The sequence below is a fragment of the Streptomyces sp. NPDC043870 genome (assembly GCF_056435785.1).
Window position 1 is genome coordinate 102,487 of the sequence record NZ_JBWKDT010000007.1, and the last position, 18,834, is coordinate 121,320.

Sequence of the window (18,834 nt, forward strand, 5' to 3'; positions counted from 1 at the left end):
TCGAAATTCACCCCAAAACAGGCATCTCGATTGCCGCGAATTGATGATGTGACGCCGGTCACGATGCCTCCTCTTGTAGCGGCAAGAGCGCCGTTCTATCGTCTGGATGTATCGAGTCGATACATCAGAGCGGCATAGCAGTCAGGGAAGGCGGAGGAGGCGATCGATGAGCAGACGCTCCGGCATCCTCGAGTTCGCCGTTCTCGGCCTGCTCCGCGAGGCCCCGATGCACGGATACGAGCTGCGCAAGCGGCTCAACACGTCGCTTGGGATCTTCCGGGCCTTCAGTTACGGGACCCTCTACCCCTGCCTCAAGACGCTGGTCACCAACGGCTGGTTGATCGAGGAGCCGGGCAGCGCTCCCGAGGACGCCCTTGCCGCCTCGCTCGCGGGGCGTCGGGCCAAGATCGTCTATCGGTTGACGGCAGAAGGTAAGGAGCACTTCGAGGAGCTCCTCTCCCACACCGGCCCCGACACCTGGGAAGACGAACACTTCGCGGCCCGGTTCGCCTTCTTCGGGCAGACGGAGCGCGAGGTGCGGATGCGGGTGCTGGAGGGCCGGCGCAGTCGGCTGGAGGAGCGTCTGGAGAAGATGCGTACCTCCCTCGCCCGCACTCGCGAGCGCCTCGACGACTACACGCTTGAACTGCAGCGGCACGGCATGGAGTCCGTGGAGCGCGAAGTGCGCTGGCTGAACGAGCTCATCGAGAGCGAGCGGGCGGGGCGGGATCAGCGACGATCCTCCGCCTCCGAGGACGCTCAGCAGGACACCACATCTGTAGAGACGGGCGGCCTGCCCCGGCACCGGGGCGCAGTGTCCCCCGAGGGGAGCCCTTCCGGGCACTCCAACCCGCCGGATCCGTCCGATGACACCACCAAGTGAGACCCCGCATCCACGCAGGGTCTCGTACGAGAACACACAGGGAGCAACCGGAATGGGTTCGGTTCGCGTAGCCATCGTCGGCGTGGGCAACTGCGCCGCCTCGCTGGTGCAGGGCGTCGAGTACTACAAGGACGCAGATCCGGCCGGCAAGGTGCCCGGTCTGATGCACGTCCAGTTCGGCGACTACCACGTTGGTGACGTCGAGTTCGTCGCCGCCTTCGACGTCGACGCGAAGAAGGTCGGCCTCGACCTCGCCGACGCCATCGGTGCCAGCGAGAACAACACCATCAAGATCTGCGACGTGCCGAGCACGGGCGTGACCGTACAGCGCGGCCACACCTACGACGGTCTGGGCAAGTACTACCGACAGACCATCGAGGAGTCCGCCGAGGCCCCGGTCGACGTCGTCCAGACCCTCAAGGACAAGCAGGTCGACGTTCTCGTCTGCTACCTGCCCGTCGGTTCCGAGGACGCTGCGAAGTTCTACGCGCAGTGCGCCATCGACGCCAAGGTCGCCTTCGTCAACGCTCTCCCGGTCTTCATCGCCGGTACCAAGGAGTGGGCGGACAAGTTCACCGAGGCAGGCGTCCCGATCGTCGGCGACGACATCAAGTCGCAGGTCGGCGCCACCATCACGCACCGCGTCATGGCGAAGCTCTTCGAGGACCGCGGTGTCCGCCTCGAGCGCACCATGCAGCTGAACGTCGGCGGCAACATGGACTTCAAGAACATGCTCGAGCGTGAGCGTCTTGAGTCCAAGAAGATCTCGAAGACTCAGGCAGTCACCTCGCAGATCCCCGACCGTGAGCTGGGCGAGAAGAACGTCCACATCGGCCCGTCGGACTTCGTGCAGTGGCTGGACGACCGCAAGTGGGCGTACGTCCGCCTCGAGGGCCGCGCCTTCGGCGATGTCCCGCTGAACCTCGAGTACAAGCTCGAGGTGTGGGACTCCCCGAACTCGGCGGGTGTCATCATCGACGCCGTGCGCGCCGCGAAGATCGCCAAGGACCGCGGCATCGGCGGCCCGATCCTCTCCGCGTCCTCGTACTTCATGAAGTCCCCGCCGGTGCAGTACTTCGACGACGAGGCCTTCGAGAACGTCGAGAAGTTCATCAAGGGCGAGGTCGAGCGCTAAGGCTCGTCCGCTGTCCGATCGTTGAGGGTCCCCGGGCAATCCGCCCGGGGACCCTCTTCGTGTGTGACGCTTGCCCACATGCCTGTCGTACGTGATCTGCGCGTACTCCTGCGCCTGACGAACTTCCGCCGCCTGCTTGCCGTACGGCTGCTCTCCCAGTCGGCCGACGGCGTCTACCAGGTCGCGCTCGCCACGCACGTCGTCTTCTCTCCGGAGAACCAAGCCTCCCCCGGCGCGATCGCCTCCGCCATGGCGGTGTTGCTCCTGCCGTATTCACTGATCGGCCCCTTCGCGGGTGTCCTCCTGGATCGCTGGCAGCGGCGTCAGGTCTTCCTCTACGGGAATCTGCTGCGGGCCGCCCTCGCCTGCTGCACCGCCGTGTTGATCCTCGCGTCCGTACCCGACTGGCTCTTCTACGCCTCTGCGCTGTCCGTCACAGCCGTCAATCGCTTCATCCTGGCCGGACTTTCCGCCGCACTGCCACGTGTCGTCGACGAGGAGCGGCTCGTCATGGCCAACGCCGTCTCGCCGACGGCGGGCACCCTCGCCGCCACTGCGGGAGCAGGGCTCGCCTTCGTCGTACGACTGGTCGCCTCCGACTCGGACGCGGCCGTGGTGCTGCTCGGCGCAACGCTCTACCTCTGCGCCGCGCTCGCATCGCTGCGTATGGACCGTGGACTCCTCGGCCCCGATCCGGAGCTGGTGCAGCCACGACTGGCCGCAGCTGTAGCGTCGACAGCCCGCGGCCTCATCAGCGGGCTGCGTCATCTGACCAAGCGGCGGGCCGCCACCCAGGTCCTCATCGCTATGACCTTGGTCCGCTTCTGCTACGGCTCTCTGACCGTGATGGTCCTGATGCTCTGCCGCTACGCATGGTCGAAGACGGAGTCGGAAGGGCTGGCTCTCCTGGGTCTGGCCGTGGCCATCTCAGCCGCGGGGTACTTCGCCGCGGCTGTCACCACCCCCTGGGCGGTCGACCGGCTCGGCCAGTACGGCTGGGTGGCGATGTGCACGGGGGCGGCGGCCATCCTCGAACCGGCCCTCGGCCTTCCCTTCACTCCCGTACCGACGCTCGCCGCCGCGTTCGTTCTCGGCCTCGTCACCCAGGGAGTCAAGATCACCACCGACACGGTCGTGCAGACGTCCATTGATGACGCCTACCGAGGTCGGGTGTTCTCCCTCTACGACATGCTGTTCAACGTCGCTTTCGTCGGCGCTGCGGGTGTGACCGCCCTGATGCTGCCTCCCGACGGCAGATCCGTCCCGCTGGTCCTCATGGTCGCCGCGATCTACGGGGCGGTCGCCGCGATGATGCTCCGGTGGCGACGCACGGGAGGCGTGCGCTAGCGGGACGATGTTTCACGTGAAACATCGCCACCCCTCCCAACACGACGGGTGCCATGTTTCACGTGAAACATGGCACCCGTTTCGGGGTCAGCCCTGAGTTGCCCACCAGTCCTTGAGGGCCGCGACGGCATCGTCATGCTCCATCGGCCCGTTCTCCAGCCGCAGCTCGAGCAGGAACGCGTACGCCTTGCCGATCACCGGGCCGGGGCCGACACCCAGAATCTCCATGATCTGGTTCCCGTCCAGGTCCGGACGGATCGAATCCAGCTCCTCCTGCTCCTTGAGCTCGACGATGCGCTCCTCGAGCCCGTCATAGGCACGCGACAGCGCGCTCGCCTTCCGTTTGTTCCGCGTGGTGCAGTCCGAGCGGGTCAGCTTGTGCAGTCGCTCCAGCTGAGGGCCGGCGTCCCGCACGTACCGACGCACCGCCGAGTCGGTCCACTCGCCGGTGCCGTACCCGTGGAAACGCAGATGCAGCTCCACCAGCCGGGCGATGTCCTTGACCAAGTCGTTGGAGTACTTGAGCGCCGTCAGCCGCTTCTTGGTCATCTTGGCGCCCACCACCTCGTGATGATGGAACGAGACCCGGCCGTCCGTCTCGAACCGCCGCGTCCTCGGCTTACCGATGTCGTGCAGGAGCGCAGAGAGGCGGAGTACGAGATCCGGTCCGCTCTCCTCCAGGTCGATGGCCTGTTCCAACACGGTCAGCGAGTGCTCATACACGTCCTTGTGCCGGTGGTGTTCATCACTCTCCAGTCGGAGAGCCGGCAGTTCGGGGATGAAGTGTCCAGCGAGACCGGTGTCGACCAGGAGCGCCAAACCCTTCCGGGGGTGCGGGGAGAGGATGAGCTTGTTGAACTCATCACGGATCCGCTCCGTGGAGACGATCTCGATCCGCTCGGCCATCTCCTTCATGGCGGTGATGACCTCGGGGGCCACCTCGAAGTTCAGCTGAGCGGCGAAGCGCGCGGCCCGCAGCATGCGCAGCGGGTCGTCGGAGAACGAGTCCTCGGGGGTGCCAGGGGTACGCAGAACGCTCGCCGCGAGGTCCTCCAGACCGCCGTGCGGGTCGATGAACTCCTTCTCCGGCAGCGCTACGGCCATCGCGTTCACGGTGAAGTCGCGACGGACGAGATCTTCCTCGATGGAGTCGCCGTAGGACACCTCAGGCTTGCGGGAGGTCCGGTCGTACGCCTCGGAGCGGTACGTCGTGACCTCGACCTGGAAGCGCTGCAGGGCGTCTCCGACACGGGCGTCCTTCTGACACCCAACCGTGCCGAACGCGATCCCGACCTCCCACACAGAGTCAGCCCACGGCCGGACGATCTTCAGAACGTCTTCGGGGCGGGCATCAGTGGTGAAGTCGAGATCGTTGCCGAGCCGGCCGAGCAGCGCGTCCCGCACCGAGCCGCCGACCAGCGCGAGGCTGAACCCGGCCTGCTGGAATCGGCGGGCGAGGTCATCGGCCACAGGGGACACGCGCAGCAGCTCGCTCACAGCGCGGCGCTGCACCTGGCTCAGTTCGGTGAGGTTGTCTTCGTTGGCGTTCGGCACAACAGAAAAGAGTACGTGCCCGCGCGCACGCGAGCTTCCCTGTTTCCCTCGCGCTCACGCCACTCTTCTGATCATGTGGAGCAGTCCCCAGCACTTCGTCGCAGCGCACCTCGTTACCATTCGTGGACGCACCTAGCGACACCCACCAACGGCAACAGACGACGAGGGACGGACGAGCGCGTGGCCGAGGCGGCAGAATTCCAGGGGATGGGTCCTTCTCCTGCCCGCCGGTGGCTGCGGCGCACAGCCGCCCTCCTCGCGGGAACTCCACTGCTCGCCGGTCTGCTGTACGTACCAGCGGCACCGGCTGCGTACGCCGCAACAGACGGTAGCGAATCCCGCACCGTCGATGTGGCACTGCACGACCTGTCACCCAGCGCCCCTGTGAAAGACGACACGCTCACCATCACGGGCACCGTGACGAACAAGGGCAAGGAACCGGTCACGGACGCGCAGGTCGATCTGCGCGTCGGACCGCGCATGGCGGACCGGCCGGAGATCGACGAGGCGTCCGCGCGTACCACCTACTCGCCGGAAAGCGACGCCGAGGAGCTCGGCGGCCCGTACACCGTCAGGTTCGCCCGGCTGGCCTCGGGCATCGGCCAGGAATTCAAGCTGACCGTCCCGGTCAGCAAGCTCAAGCTCGACGAGGAGGGCGTGTACCAGCTCGGTGTCTCTCTCTCCGGACAGACCCAGAGCGAGCCGCGCGAGCGGGTGCTGGGCATCGAGCGGACGTTCCTCCCGTGGCAGCCGGAGGCCACCGGCAAGAGGACCCAGCTCACCTTCCTCTGGCCGCTCATCTCGACGACGCATCTGTCGGCGGAGACCGGCTCGGACGAGCAGCAGACCCCGGTCTTCGAGAACGACACCCTGGCCACTGAGCTCGCCCCGGGAGGCCGGCTCGAGCAGCTCGTCTCCCTCGGCAGTCAGCTGCCCGTGACCTGGGTCATCGACCCGGACCTACTGGCCTCGGTCGACGCGATGACCCGGAACTACCGGATCAGGAACGATCAGGGCGCCACGATCCCCGGCCGGAACCAGGCCGTGGCCAAGAAGTGGCTGAGCACTCTCGAAGAGGCGGTCCAGGGCCGCAAGGTCGTCGCCCTGCCGTTCGGCGACCCCGACCTGGCCTCCCTCGCACACCGTGGAAAGGACGTTTCCGGGTCCCTCAGCCATCTGCAGCCCGCCACAGCGGTGGCCGAGTCGACCGTTGAGACGATCCTCCATGTGAAGCCGTCCATCGACTTCGCCTGGCCGATGGAGGGCGCGATCGACCCGCCGATCGTCGATGTCGCGACCTCGGCCGGAGCACACAAGATCATCGCCCGAAGCGACAGTCTCCGCGAGACCGGCTCGGTGTCCTACACGCCCTCCGCGGCGCGGCCCATCGGCGGCGGCACGACGGCGGTCGTGGCGGACGGGCGGCTCTCGACCGCGTTCTACGGGGACATGAGCAAGGCGGGGGCCTCGACCCAGGCGGTCCAGGAGTTCCTGGCCCAGACGCAGGCTCTGACCCTTCAGGCGCCGGACGCGCAGCGGAGCATCGTGGTCGCCCCGCAGCGAATGCCGACGTCCGCCCAGGCACAGACGATGGCGAAGGCGCTGCAGGGCCTCGCCGGCGAGCGCTGGACCCAGCCACTGGACCTGATCGCGGCTGCGTCGGCCAAGCCCGACCCCGACGCCACCACCCAGGTTCCGGCCTCCTCGCAGTATCCGAAGAAGCTCCGCACGCGGGAGCTGCCGGTGCGGACCTTTCAGGACATCAAGTCCACCCAGGAGACCCTCGACAACTTCAAGGTCATCCTCACGTCCCCGGACCGGGTGGTGACCCCGTTCGGCAATGCGATCAACCGGGAGATGTCCACGTCCTGGCGCGGCAAGGCGACCCCGGCGGCCCAGTACCGCAGCGGGGTGCAGAGCTATCTCAAGAACCTCACCACTGAGGTGCGGCTGATCCAGAAGTCGGCACTGACGCTGTCGGGCCGCAGCGCCACGATCCCCGTGACGGTGCAGAACAAGCTGGTCCAGGGGGTCGACAACCTCGTCCTTCGGATCAAGTCCTCGAACCCCACACGCCTCAAGCTGGACGACAGCACCGTGATCGCCGAGCAGCCGGTCGAGATCGACGGCGGGCACAGCCAGTCGGTGAAGTTCGCCGCCGCGGCCAACGCCAACGGACCGGTGCAGGTGACGGCGCAGCTCTACACCGAGGACGGCAAGCTGTACGGCGGCCCCATGACCTTCACGGTCAAGGTCTCCGAGATCACCCCGACTGTGATGCTCGTCATCGCCGGCGGCGTGCTGCTTCTCGTCCTCGCAGGCGTCAGGATGTACACCCAGCGCAAGCGCGCGGCGGCTCGCGATGCCGCCGCGGCCGCCCAACCGGCTGAAGAGGGCCCAGCGGGTGCAGAGGGCGACGGCCCGGAGCAGCCGAGTGACCTGACACCGGACACCGGACCGGAAAGCGCCGACCCGTCGAGCACGGGTGAGAAAGTGGACCGTTGAGCGATGTCGTGGCCGGTCGGCCGGGGACGATGAGGTGGGGTAACCATGAACGCGCCGTACGACGGTGACCGCGGGCAGGGCGCGGGGAGCACTGCGCCCTCCCCGGGCGCTCAGTACCCCCCACCCGGTCCCCAGCCGGCCCAGCCTGCGGCGGGCCAGGTGCCACCTCCGTCACCCGAGCCCACGCCGGACCCGTATGTGCAGGACGCGTACGCGCACGATCCCTATCGAGCGCAGGACCTCTCCGCCCAGGACCCGGTGTCGGAGGCACTCTATGACCGCGCCGCCCATCCTCCGCCGCCGTCCGCCGGCTTCCAGCGGCCACAGCCGATGTACCAGCAGCCGCCGGCTCAGCAGCATGCACCGGACCCCCGGATCTGGGCCCAGACACCGCCACCCGAGCCGGACGGTCCGTCGCGTCGTCTGCCGTACGGGGACGACGCCGGGACTGTCCAGTTCACCGGCGTCGACGATCTCGTGACCCGGGCCGGCAAGGACGAGCCCGAGCCGGACGCGTTCGCGCACCTCTACCGGGACCAGCAGGTCGCGGGCCAGTCGGCGCCCACGCCCAGTGCGGAGGCGGACCCCGCACCCGTCCCAGCGCCATCACCTGCGCCCGCGCCCAAGAAGTCGGGCGGCAGGGCATCGGGGCTACTCAAATCCAGCGCCGTCATGGCCGCCGGCACACTGGTGTCGCGACTCACGGGCTTCGTTCGCAGCCTGGTGATCACCGGCGCTTTGGGTGCCGCGCTGCTCGGTGACGCTTTCACCGTCGCCTACACCCTGCCGACGATGATCTACATCCTTACGGTGGGCGGCGGCCTCAACTCTGTCTTCGTTCCACAGCTCGTGCGTGCCATGAAGAACGACGAGGACGGCGGCGAGGCCTACGCCAACCGCCTGCTGACCCTCGTCATGGTCGCGCTCGGCGCGATCGTCGCCATCGCCGTGTTCGCAGCGCCGCTGCTGATCGCGGCCCTGTCGCCCACGATCGCCGGCAACCCTCCGGCGAACAGCGTCGCCGTCACCTTCGCCCGCTACTGCCTTCCCACGATCTTCTTCATGGGTGTGCACGTGGTCATGGGCCAGATCCTCAATGCCCGCGGAAAGTTCGGCGCGATGATGTGGACCCCGGTCCTCAACAACATCGTCATGATCTTCACCTTCGGGATGTTCATCTGGGTCTACGGCACGTCCGCCGAGTCCCAGATGAGCGTGCAGACGATTCCGCCTGAGGGCGTGCGCCTGCTGGGCATCGGTACCCTGCTGGGTCTGACCGTCCAGGCCCTCGCGATGATCCCCTATCTCCGCGAGACCGGCTTCCGCTTCCGTCCCCGCTTCGACTGGAAGGGTCACGGGCTGGGGAAGACCGTCAAGCTCGCCAAATGGACCGTTCTGTTCGTCCTCGCCAACCAGGCAGGCGTGGTCGTGGTAACCCAGCTCTCCACCGCCGCCGGTGCTGCGTCGGGCAAGGACGGGGCGGGCTTCCTCGCCTACTCCAATGCCCAGCTCATCTGGGGCATGCCGCAGGCGATCATCACGGTGTCGGTCATGGCGGCTCTGTTGCCGCGACTTTCCCGGGCCGCGCATGACGGGGACCCGGGCGCCGTCCGTGACGACATCTCGCAGGGACTGCGGAACTCGGCCGTCGCGATCGTCCCGGTCGCCTTCTCGTTCCTGGCGCTGGGCGTGCCGATGTGCACCCTGCTGTACGCGTCCGCCGGCACGGAAGCCGCCAAGTCCATGGGCTTCATCCTGATGGCCTTCGGTCTCGGACTTATTCCGTACTCGGTGCAGTACGTCGTCCTCCGTGGCTTCTACGCCTACGAGGACACCCGCACGCCCTTCTACAACACGGTCATCGTGGCCGCCGTGAACGCGGCAGCGTCGGCCGCCTGCTACTTCGTCCTCCCGGCGGAGTGGGCCGTGGTGGGTATGGCCGCCGCGTACGGTCTCGCCTACGCCGTCGGCGTCGGGATCGCCTGGCGCCGGCTGCGGAACCGGCTGGGCGGTGACCTCGACGGCTCCCATGTGGTGCGGACCTACGCACGGTTGTGCCTGGCCTCCGTCCCCGCTGCGGTAGCGGCCGGGGCGGTGGGCTTCTTCGTACTCAAGGTTCTCGGCGAGGGCGCGCTCGGCTCGCTCGTCGCACTCGCCGCCGGCGGAGTGGTCCTGCTTGTCATCTTCTTCGTCGCTGCGAAGAAGATGAGGATCGAGGAGCTCAACGCCCTGGTCGGCATGGTCCGCGGGCGACTGGGGCGCTAACAGCGCTCTTTCGCGCACAACCATCGTCCGCCACCGTGTGTCGTGCATAGCGGCGGACTGTGGGCACAATTGGCATGGCTGTTGGATATGGCGCAACGGATGGGGAGGCAGGGAACGACGGTGGCGGAACGTAGCACGGCTGCCGTCGACGTGGCCGACAACAGCGGTGACGACCCGCTGACCGCCCAGGCGGAGAAGGCCACGACCGACGGGGTGGCGGAAGCCGACGACACGGCAGAGAAGAACGCTCAGGACACGGGCACCGAGCAGAAGGGCGGCGAGCAGCCTCCTATGGCGGCGCCCGAACTGCACAGCGGTCACAAACTCGCCAGACGCTACCGACTCGAGGAATGCGTCACCCGTCTGGACGGTTTCAGCAGCTGGCGTGCAGTCGACGAAAAACTGCGCCGCGCTGTCGGCGTCCATATCCTTCCGGCCGATCATCCGCGGGCCCGGTCCGTGCTCGCCGCGGCCCGCTCCTCAGCTCTCCTGGGCGACCCCCGGTTCGTACAGGTGCTGGACGCCGTCGAGGAGAACGATGTCGTCTACGTCGTGCATGAGTGGCTGCCGGACGCCGTGGAGCTCACCGCGCTCCTCGCCGCAGGGCCGATGGAGGCCCATGACGCCTTCCAGCTCGTGAGCCAGGTCTCTCAGGCAATGGCCGCGGCACACCGGGAGGGCCTCGCCCACCTCCGGCTCACGCCGGGCGCCGTTCTCCGCAGTTCGACCGGGCAGTACCGGATCCGCGGGCTCGCCGTGAACGCCGCCCTGCGCGGCATCAGTGCCGAGCGTCCGCAGCGCACCGACACCGAGGCCATCGGGGCACTGCTCTACGCCGCGCTGACCCAGCGCTGGCCGTACGAGAACGATGCCTACGGCCTCTCCGGGCTTCCCAAGGGCGTTGGGCTCATCGCCCCCGACCAGGTGCGGGCAGGCGTTCACCGCGGGCTGTCCGAGCTCGCCATGCGCGCCCTGGTCAACGACGGCGCCACCGCGTCCCGCCAGGAGCCGCCCTGCACCACCCCGGACGAGCTCGCCAAGGCAGTCGCGGCGATGCCCCGTATCCGGCCGCCGGAGCCCTCGTTCACGGCCCCGCCCGAGTATCAGCGCACCACGTACCAGCAAGGCACCTACGGACGGCCCTCGGCACACGCCGGGACGGCCGCCACTCAGCCTGTGGCGGCGCCGCCCGCCCCGCTGGAGAGCCGCACCGGCAAGGCCCTCAAGTGGGCTGTGTCCGCGCTGCTCATCGCCGCGCTGGGACTGGGCAGCTGGCAGGTCGCCGACAAGCTCCTGGACGACGACAAGGCCACAGAGGACCCCGGAACCTCCCAGACGACGGACGACGACGGGGACGACAAGCCGAGGCAGCCGGTACCACTGACCGTCCAGGACGCCAAGGAGTACGCCCCGGACGGCAATCCGCAGAATGCGGACGACGTCAGCAAGACCTACGACAACGACAGCTCCTCGTACTGGCGCAGCAAGAGCTACGTCGGCGGTCCCGTTCTGGCGCCGTTCAAGCAAGGCGTGGGCATCGTCTACGACCTCGGCGCCGAAAGGAACATCGCGGCTGCCTCGATAGCTCTCCACTACGACGGTAAACACACCGCCATCACGCTCTATGCGACGGATTCTCTGACGCCGGCCGGCTCGGTCGACTCCATGAAGAAGATCGCGGCCGGACAGACCGAGGGCAACTCCCTGAAGCTCACGGCCGAGAAGCCGGTGAAGAGCCGCTACGTGGTGATGTGGATGACTGCCATGCCGTCTTCGCCGCGGGACGAGTTCAGCAACCCGGGCTACAAGCAAGGCATCACGGACATAAAGTTCTCCAGCTGACATCAGAGCGAGACGTGGGGAGGGGGCTCACCGTTGGACGACGTGACGCTTGGCGACACAAGCGACCAGGATCTGCTGGCTCGTCATGTCGCCGGAGATCCGGACGCCTTCGGTGAGCTTGTACGGCGCCACCGCGATCGGCTCTGGGCCGTCGCTCTGCGCACACTGGGGGACCGTGAGGAGGCCGCGGACGCCGTGCAGGATGCGCTCGTTTCGGCCTTCCGCGCCGCCCACACCTTCCGTGGCCAGTCCGCCGTGACGACCTGGCTCCACCGCATCACGGTCAATGCCTGTCTCGACCGGGCTCGCAAGGCTGCCTCCCGCAAGACCTCACCCGTCGACGACACCGAGCGGCTTGAGCAGCTCCTCGAGCCTCATGAGTCCGCCGAGGCGCCCGCAGAGCGCCAGGACCTTCACCGGGAGCTGCTGGCCGCGCTGGCGACACTTCCCGCTGACCAGCGAGCGGCGCTGGTCCTGGTCGACATGCAGGGATACCCCGTGGCAGAGGCGGCACGGGTGCTCGACGTACCCACGGGGACCGTGAAGAGCCGTTGTGCGCGCGGCCGGGCACGATTGCTCCCGATGCTCACTCATCTGCGCAGTGACACCGGGGATAGCCGTGGTCTTGACGGGGGAAGGAACCGGACGCCAGGGACATCCGTCCCACCGGCATCGGGACCAAAGGATGCAGGACCGAGTGATCCTGCTGCTGTGAAGGGCGGAGGTGGGCGCGCGTGACCTCCACGACCGGCACGGCTCAGCACCCGGATGTCTCCGAGATCTCCGATCTCACCGAGGGCCTCCTCGCACCGTCCCGCCAGGCCGCGGTCAGGCAGCATCTCGACGGCTGTGATCTCTGTGCCGATGTACGAGCATCGCTGGAAGAGATCCGCGGCCTGCTCGGCACGCTGCCCGGGCCGCAGCGCATGCCTGCCGACATCGCCGGCCGTATCGACGCCGCCCTGGCCGCCGAGGCGCTGCTCAACGCCACCGCCCCCGACGATGAGCCCGCGCATGTTTCACGTGAAACAGAGCCCGCGCTGCAGCAGCCCGACCGAGCACCCACCGACCGTCCCGCAGGACGCCCGCGCGCTTCCGTCGGCCCCGGCCGAACGGCGCAGGCTCGACGGCGCCGACGTACCGCCATTCTGAGGACCGCTTTCAGCATGGCTGCCGTGGGGCTCAGCGTTCTGCTCTTCCAAGCGGTCCGCACGGGCGACGATGCCGGCGGCATGAAGGCGGACCAGGGAATCAGCGCCACACAGACCGGAACGGTCTTCTCGAACGACTCCCTCCAAGGTCGCGTTCATACGCTGCTGGCCGCCGAGACCGTGAAGCAGGAGATCCCGGACGATGCCTCGAAGCAGGGGCCGCGCACGGGGCAGGAACCCTCTCTCAGCATCGAGTCCAGCCCGAATTCTCCGCTGCGATCCGGCGCACCAGTGCCTCCCTGTATCCAGCGGGGCACCGGCCGTACCGATCCCGCCCTTGCCGTCGAGCAGGGCACCTACCAGGGCACCAAGGCGTACCTCGTGGTGCTGCCGCACTCCAGCGACAGCTCTCAGGTCGAGGCGTACGTGGTCGATGCGGCGTGCGTCGACACCGCGCCAACAGGTAAGGCGGAACTCCTGCTGAGCCACGCCTACCCTCGCCCCTGAGACTGCCGCCGTGCCGCTCGGACACCGCGGGAATGCGCGCCCCGTAGGATCCGTTGGGTGGGGTGAGAGTCGTTGACCCGGCCCCAGTAGGCAGCAAGCAGTCTGCAGAGACGAGGAAGAAACCCGTGAGCGACGTCCGTAACGTGATCATCATCGGCTCCGGGCCGGCCGGCTACACCGCTGCGCTGTACACCGCGCGTGCGTCGCTGAAGCCGCTGGTGTTCGAAGGCGCCGTCACCGCCGGTGGTGCGCTGATGAACACCACTGAGGTGGAGAACTTCCCCGGCTTCCGTGACGGCATCATGGGGCCGGACCTGATGGACAACATGCGGGCGCAGGCCGAGCGCTTCGGCGCCGAGCTCGTCCCGGACGATGTCATCGCCGTGGATCTCTCCGGTGAGATCAAGACCGTCACGGACACCGCGGGTACGGTGCACCGCGCCAAGGCCGTCATCGTCACGACGGGCTCCCAGCACCGCAAGCTCGGCCTGCCGAACGAGGACACCCTCTCGGGACGCGGTGTCTCCTGGTGCGCCACCTGTGACGGATTCTTCTTCAAGGACCAGGACATCGCCGTCGTCGGCGGCGGCGACACTGCCATGGAGGAGGCCACGTTCCTCTCGCGCTTCGCCAAGTCCGTCACCATCGTCCACCGCCGCGACAGCCTCCGCGCCTCCAAGGCCATGCAGGAGCGCGCCTTCGCCGACCCGAAGATCAAGTTCGCCTGGGACAGCGAGGTGGCCGAGATTCACGGTGACCAGAAGCTCTCCGGTCTGACGCTGCGCAACACCAAGACTGGTGAGACCTCCCAGCTGCCTGTGACCGGCTTGTTCATCGCCGTCGGCCACGACCCTCGCACCGAGCTCTTCAAGGGCCAGCTGGAGCTGGACGACGAGGGCTACCTGAAGGTCGAGGCACCGTCCACCCGGACGAACCTCACCGGTGTCTTCGGCGCCGGTGACGTGGTCGACCACACCTACCGACAGGCCATCACCGCCGCAGGCACCGGCTGCTCCGCTGCCTTGGACGCCGAGCGCTTCCTCTCCGCCCTCGCGGACGAGGAGAAGGCCGCCGCCGCGACCGCCGTCTGACTCTGAGCCCCACACCCCACACCAGCAAGTTAAGGAGACCCCCGTGGCCCTCAAGACAGTGACCGACGACACCTTCGAAGAGGTAGTCCTCAAGAGCGACAAGCCTGTGCTTGTGGACTTCTGGGCCGAGTGGTGCGGTCCGTGCCGCCAGATCGCCCCGTCGCTGGAGGCCATCGCTGCGGAGCACGGCGACAAGCTCCAGATCGTCAAGCTCAACATCGACGAGAACCCGGCCACGGCCGCCAAGTACGGCGTGATGTCCATCCCGACGCTGAACGTCTACCAGCACGGCGAGGTCGCCCAGACCATCGTGGGCGCCAAGCCGAAGGCCATGCTCGTCCGCGAGCTCGACGCCTTCATCGGCGATGAGGCCACCAAGGTCTGACGCGCTTCGTTTCACGTGAAACACGGATGGGCCAACCCCGCTACGGGGTTGGCCCATCCGGCGTCTCCGGACACCCGTTACAACGGCCGCAGTGCGGGTTCCTTCTGTACCGCTCCCAAAAGCCGGTCCAGTGCCAGCTCCACGTCTTCCTTCCAGGAGAGCGTGGTGCGCAGCTCCAACCTCAACCTGGGGTAGGTGGGATGCGGGCGGACGGTCTTGAAGCCGACGGCCAAGAGATGGTCGGCAGGCAGGACACATGCCGGCTCTGTCCAGCGCGCGTCCCCGAAGGCCTCGATCGCCTTGAAGCCACGCCGCAGCAAGTCCTTGGCGACGGTCTGCACCATCACTCGACCGAGCCCCTGTCCCTGGTAGCCCGGCATGATCCAGGCAGTCATCAGCTGCACGGCATCCGGCGAGACAGGACTGGTCGGAAAGGCGGTGGAGCGCGGCACGTATGCGGGCGGGGCATAGAGAACGAACCCGACCGGGACCTCGTCGACATAGACGACGCGGCCGCAGGATCCCCACTCCAGTAGCACAGCAGAGATCCAGGCTTCCTTCTCCAGCTCGGGTCTGCCCGCTTTTACTGCGGCTTCTCCACTGACTGGATCAAGCTCCCAGAAGACACACGCTCGGCAGCGCTTGGGGAGGTCTGGAAGGTTGTCCAGCGTGAGTGGTACGAGCCGACGGCCCATGAAGGCTGCTCCTCACTTCCTTCGACTGCCGCGCCAAGAGCAGCGGACAACGCGCTCCGTTCCCGGAGCAGGCTGCCGATGAACCCGCCGACTGCGCCAAGGCTCAGGCCGGCCGTTACTAGCTGGCTGCGGCTCACCGATCGCATGGCTCGCCTTCCTCTGAGATGGGTCAAGGTGGATGCGCCATACCAGAACGCATCGTATCCACCCAGCGAGGACACGCCTACCGTGAGACGGCAAAGGGCGGACCGTGTTCCGCCGACTGCCGGACACGACCCGCCCTTGATCACTGCGCGGAGGCCTCAGGCCTCGTCGTCCTCCGAGGCTTCCTCGGAGAGACCGTTCTCCATGACTCGCCCCTCTCCCGGGGCAAGGGTGCCGAGGATGCGGTCCAGATCTTCTATCGAGGCGAACTCGACGACGATCTTTCCCTTCTTCTGACCGAGGTCGACCTTCACCCTGGTCTCGAAGCGGTCGGAAAGGCGAGACGCGAGATCAGTGAGCGCCGGCGACAGCCGGGCCCCGGCTCGAGGCCCCTTCGACTTCGGGGCGCTCGTGGGCCGCGAGCCCATCAGGGTGACGATCTCCTCGACAGCCCGCACCGACAGGCCTTCGGCCACGATCCTGTGTGCCAGCCGGTCCTGCTCCTCGGAGTCCTCCACCGAGAGCAGGGCCCGGGCATGACCGGCGGACAGCACACCGGCAGCCACGCGGCGTTGGACGGGGGGCGAAAGGCGGAGCAGTCGCAGCGTGTTGGAGACCTGCGGACGCGAGCGCCCGATCCGGTCGGCCAGCTGGTCGTGCGTGCAGTTGAAGTCCTTGAGCAACTGGTCGTAAGCGGCTGCCTCTTCCAGCGGGTTCAGCTGGGCCCGGTGGAGGTTCTCCAGAAGGGCATCCAGCAGGAGCTTCTCGTCCTCCGTGGCCCGCACGATCGCGGGGATGCGCTCCAGGCCCGCCTCGCGGCAGGCGCGCCAGCGACGCTCGCCCATGATGAGCTCGTACCGCTCGGGGGCCAGTTGCCGGACAACAACGGGCTGGAGCAGCCCAACCTCTTTGATGGAGGTGACCAGCTCGGCGAGCGCGTCCTCATCGAACACCTCACGCGGCTGGCGGGGGTTCGGCGTGATGGAGTCCAGCGGCACCTCGGCGAAGTGCGCACCGGCACTCGACACCGCATCGGAGGAAGGCTCTGGCTCCGACTCAGGCACACGCTGCTCGGGCGTCACAGGTCCCGGAGGAAGCGTGGCCACCTTCGCTGCGGCCACACCCCGCTCAGCTGTCAGTACCGGGGTCGCACCCGGAGACGTCGGGCCTGCCCCATCGGAGGGCAGCGGCTTCTCCTGCGGAGCGGCCGGGATCAGCGCACCGAGCCCACGCCCCAAACCTCTACGTCGCTCGCTCACTGGATCCCCTCCGACATGCTCTGCTGATTGTTCTGGCTGACCACATGCGCGGACTGGGCCTCATCGTGGACCCCGACCCCGCGCAGTGCGATCTCACGGGCTGCCTCAAGATACGACAGCGAGCCGCTGGAGCCCGGGTCGTACGTGAGCACCGTCTGCCCATAGCTGGGCGCCTCCGAGATTCGCACGGATCGAGGAATGCTCGTCCGCAGCACCTCGTCGCCGAAGTGGCTGCGGACCTCGTCCGCCACCTGCGAGGCGAGCCTGGTCCGACCGTCGTACATGGTGAGCAGGATCGTCGACACATGCAGCGCGGGGTTGAGGTGCCCGCGTACCAGGTCGACGTTCCGCAGGAGCTGGCCCAGGCCCTCCAGGGCGTAATACTCGCACTGGATGGGGATCAGCACCTCAGCGCCCGCGACGAGGGCGTTGACGGTCAGCAGGCCGAGCGACGGTGGGCAGTCGATGAGGATGTAGTCCAACGGCTGCTCGTAGGCCTGGATCGCTCGCTGAAGCCGGCTCTCCCGTGCCACCAAGGAAACCAGCTCGATCTCCGCACCGGCGAGATCGATAGTGGCCGGGGCGCAGAAAAGGCCTTCGACGTCCGGGACCGGCTGGACCACCTCGGAGAGCGGCTTACTCTCCACGAGGACGTCATAGATCGAGGGGACTTCGGCATGATGATCGATCCCCAGCGCCGTGGAGGCATTGCCCTGGGGGTCGAGGTCGATCACCAGAACACGGGCGCCGTGCAACGCAAGCGAAGCGGCAAGGTTGACCGTCGTAGTCGTCTTACCTACCCCACCCTTCTGGTTGGCGACCACCATGACGCGTGTCTGCTCAGGCCGTGGGAGACCCTCGCCGGCACGGCCCAGAGCCTCCACCGCCAGTTGGGCAGCACGACCAATGGGGGTGTCGTCCATCGGGGGCGGTGTTTCACGTGAAACATCCTCCCCCGCCAGCTCGGTACGGGGACCAGGGACCGGATCGGTCATCGGTCCCGCGATGTTGGCGTCGGACCGCAAGGATTCACTCTCCTCGGCTTCAGGCTCGCGATGAACAGAGCCTGCCATGCTTTCGGGGTCGTGAACCAGCGAGGCCGGTGGTTCTGTGGAGAATTCCACCTCTGTGGACAAGTCCGTAGCCCTCGCGAGGGGCTTACGGTCGCGCGGCGCGGCAGCCGCGCGACCGCGGCTGATGATTCCCTGCAGCAGTGAGCGACGTTTCACGTGAAACACGATGCACGCGCCGCACGGTCACATCGTTACGACACTCCGAAATGCGTACGTATGGGGACGGGGGCGGCAAGCAGCCGACAAAGTGCTCCCAGCTCGCCCGACTGGACTTATCGACGGCGACGGGTGCGCTCGGTACGGGCAGCCTTGGCCCGCTTGGCCGCGAATCTCACACCGCCCGGACTCTCTCCGACCTCGACCCGTACGACAGTGGAGAGCGGATCAACGATGCCCTCTCCGACATGCAGCACGGAGGTCTCCACGACCCCGAGTTTGCTGAGGGCCGCCCGGGCACCGTTGATCTCTTCCTCCGCGGTGTCCCCCTTGAGCGCCAGCATCTCCCCGTACGGGCGGAGTAGCGGAACGCCCCAGCCGGCCAGCCGATCCAGTGGCGCCACCGCGCGAGCGGTCACCACATGCACGGGCGGCAGCTTTCCGAGCATCTCTTCGGCCCGGCCGCGTACCACCGTGACATGGTCCAGCCCCAGCAGCTCGACGACCTCCTGGAGGAAGTTCGTGCGCCGCAGCAGCGGCTCAAGGAGTGTGATCTTGAGATCCGGGCGGACGAGAGCCAGCGGAATGCCGGGAAGCCCAGCGCCGGAGCCGACGTCGCAGACCGTGACGCCCTCCGGCACGACCTCGGAGAGCACCGCACAGTTCAGCAGATGCCGCTCCCAAAGCCGCGGCACCTCACGCGGACCGATCAGGCCGCGCTTGACTCCCGCATCCGCGAGCAGCTCCGCGTACCTGACGGCCTCAGGGAAGAACTCACCGAATACCGTCCGCGCCTCTTGTGGCGCCTGAGGAAGCTCTGCTGCCTCCGTCACCGGAACCGT

The 18,834-nt window shown here is 67.5% G+C and carries 15 protein-coding genes; 10 read left to right on the forward strand and 5 right to left on the reverse strand.

Going from position 1 to position 18,834, the window contains the following annotated elements; all coding sequences use genetic code 11:
- Positions 1–166: 166 nt before the first annotated feature.
- The 3 genes from AC0699_RS11930 to AC0699_RS11940 all read left to right on the forward strand — a co-directional run bounded on the left by AC0699_RS11930 (position 167) and on the right by AC0699_RS11940 (position 3,365).
- Positions 167–883, forward strand: coding sequence for a PadR family transcriptional regulator (locus tag AC0699_RS11930; protein WP_478658783.1), 717 nt, complete (start codon positions 167–169; stop codon positions 881–883).
- Positions 884–935: 52 nt separating this feature from the next.
- Positions 936–2,018, forward strand: a complete 1,083-nt coding sequence (locus AC0699_RS11935; RefSeq protein ID WP_478658784.1) for an inositol-3-phosphate synthase — start codon at positions 936–938, stop codon at positions 2,016–2,018.
- Between the two features lie 78 nt (positions 2,019–2,096).
- Positions 2,097–3,365 carry an MFS transporter gene (locus AC0699_RS11940; RefSeq protein ID WP_478658786.1) on the forward strand — a complete coding sequence of 423 codons (1,269 nt, stop codon included), beginning with the start codon at positions 2,097–2,099 and terminating at the stop codon, positions 3,363–3,365.
- 87 nt (positions 3,366–3,452) lie between these two features.
- On the opposite strand, the gene AC0699_RS11945 is transcribed toward AC0699_RS11940, so the two are convergent.
- Entirely contained in the window at positions 3,453–4,919 is a 1,467-nt protein-coding gene (locus tag AC0699_RS11945) for a CCA tRNA nucleotidyltransferase (RefSeq protein WP_478658788.1), read from the reverse strand.
- Between the two features lie 180 nt (positions 4,920–5,099).
- Here AC0699_RS11945 and AC0699_RS11950 point away from each other — a divergent pair, with 180 nt between their 5' ends.
- The 7 genes from AC0699_RS11950 (at position 5,100) to trxA (ending at position 14,665) form a co-directional block, all read left to right on the forward strand.
- The gene (locus tag AC0699_RS11950) at positions 5,100–7,424 is read left to right on the forward strand and encodes a DUF6049 family protein (RefSeq protein ID WP_478658791.1); all 2,325 of its coding nucleotides are present in this window, start codon (positions 5,100–5,102) and stop codon (positions 7,422–7,424) included.
- A gap of 45 nt (positions 7,425–7,469) precedes the next feature.
- Positions 7,470–9,689, forward strand: a complete 2,220-nt coding sequence (murJ, locus tag AC0699_RS11955; protein ID WP_478658793.1) for a murein biosynthesis integral membrane protein MurJ — start codon at positions 7,470–7,472, stop codon at positions 9,687–9,689.
- A gap of 120 nt (positions 9,690–9,809) precedes the next feature.
- On the forward strand, positions 9,810–11,531 hold the full coding sequence (locus AC0699_RS11960) for a protein kinase family protein (RefSeq protein WP_478658795.1): 1,722 nt from the start codon (positions 9,810–9,812) through the stop codon (positions 11,529–11,531).
- Between the two features lie 33 nt (positions 11,532–11,564).
- Entirely contained in the window at positions 11,565–12,269 is a 705-nt protein-coding gene (gene sigM, locus AC0699_RS11965) for an RNA polymerase sigma factor SigM (protein ID WP_478658798.1), read from the forward strand.
- A complete protein-coding gene (locus tag AC0699_RS11970; RefSeq protein WP_478658800.1) occupies positions 12,266–13,189 on the forward strand; it encodes an anti-sigma factor in 924 nt (307 codons plus the stop codon). Before sigM ends, AC0699_RS11970 begins: the two co-directional genes overlap by 4 nt.
- Positions 13,190–13,314: 125 nt before the next feature.
- Positions 13,315–14,280 carry a thioredoxin-disulfide reductase gene (gene trxB / locus AC0699_RS11975; RefSeq protein WP_478658803.1) on the forward strand — a complete coding sequence of 322 codons (966 nt, stop codon included), beginning with the start codon at positions 13,315–13,317 and terminating at the stop codon, positions 14,278–14,280.
- A 43-nt stretch (positions 14,281–14,323) separates the two neighbouring features.
- On the forward strand, positions 14,324–14,665 hold the full coding sequence (trxA, locus tag AC0699_RS11980; RefSeq protein ID WP_453659758.1) for a thioredoxin: 342 nt from the start codon (positions 14,324–14,326) through the stop codon (positions 14,663–14,665).
- Positions 14,666–14,742: 77 nt separating this feature from the next.
- Here trxA and AC0699_RS11985 read toward each other — a convergent pair whose 3' ends face one another.
- The 4 genes from AC0699_RS11985 to rsmG all read right to left on the reverse strand — a co-directional run bounded on the left by AC0699_RS11985 (position 14,743) and on the right by rsmG (position 18,825).
- On the reverse strand, positions 14,743–15,360 hold the full coding sequence (locus tag AC0699_RS11985) for a GNAT family N-acetyltransferase (RefSeq protein ID WP_478658806.1): 618 nt from the start codon (positions 15,358–15,360) through the stop codon (positions 14,743–14,745).
- A 302-nt stretch (positions 15,361–15,662) separates the two neighbouring features.
- Positions 15,663–16,763 (reverse strand): ParB/RepB/Spo0J family partition protein, encoded by a 1,101-nt coding sequence (locus AC0699_RS11990; RefSeq protein ID WP_478658808.1) that lies wholly within the window; start codon positions 16,761–16,763, stop codon positions 15,663–15,665.
- Positions 16,760–17,836: a ParA family protein gene (locus AC0699_RS11995; RefSeq protein ID WP_478659099.1), complete on the reverse strand. Its 1,077-nt coding sequence runs from the start codon at positions 17,834–17,836 to the stop codon at positions 16,760–16,762. Before AC0699_RS11995 ends, AC0699_RS11990 begins: the two co-directional genes overlap by 4 nt.
- Positions 17,837–18,108: 272 nt before the next feature.
- Positions 18,109–18,825 carry a 16S rRNA (guanine(527)-N(7))-methyltransferase RsmG gene (rsmG, locus tag AC0699_RS12000; protein WP_469768159.1) on the reverse strand — a complete coding sequence of 239 codons (717 nt, stop codon included), beginning with the start codon at positions 18,823–18,825 and terminating at the stop codon, positions 18,109–18,111.
- Positions 18,826–18,834 lie beyond the last annotated feature (9 nt).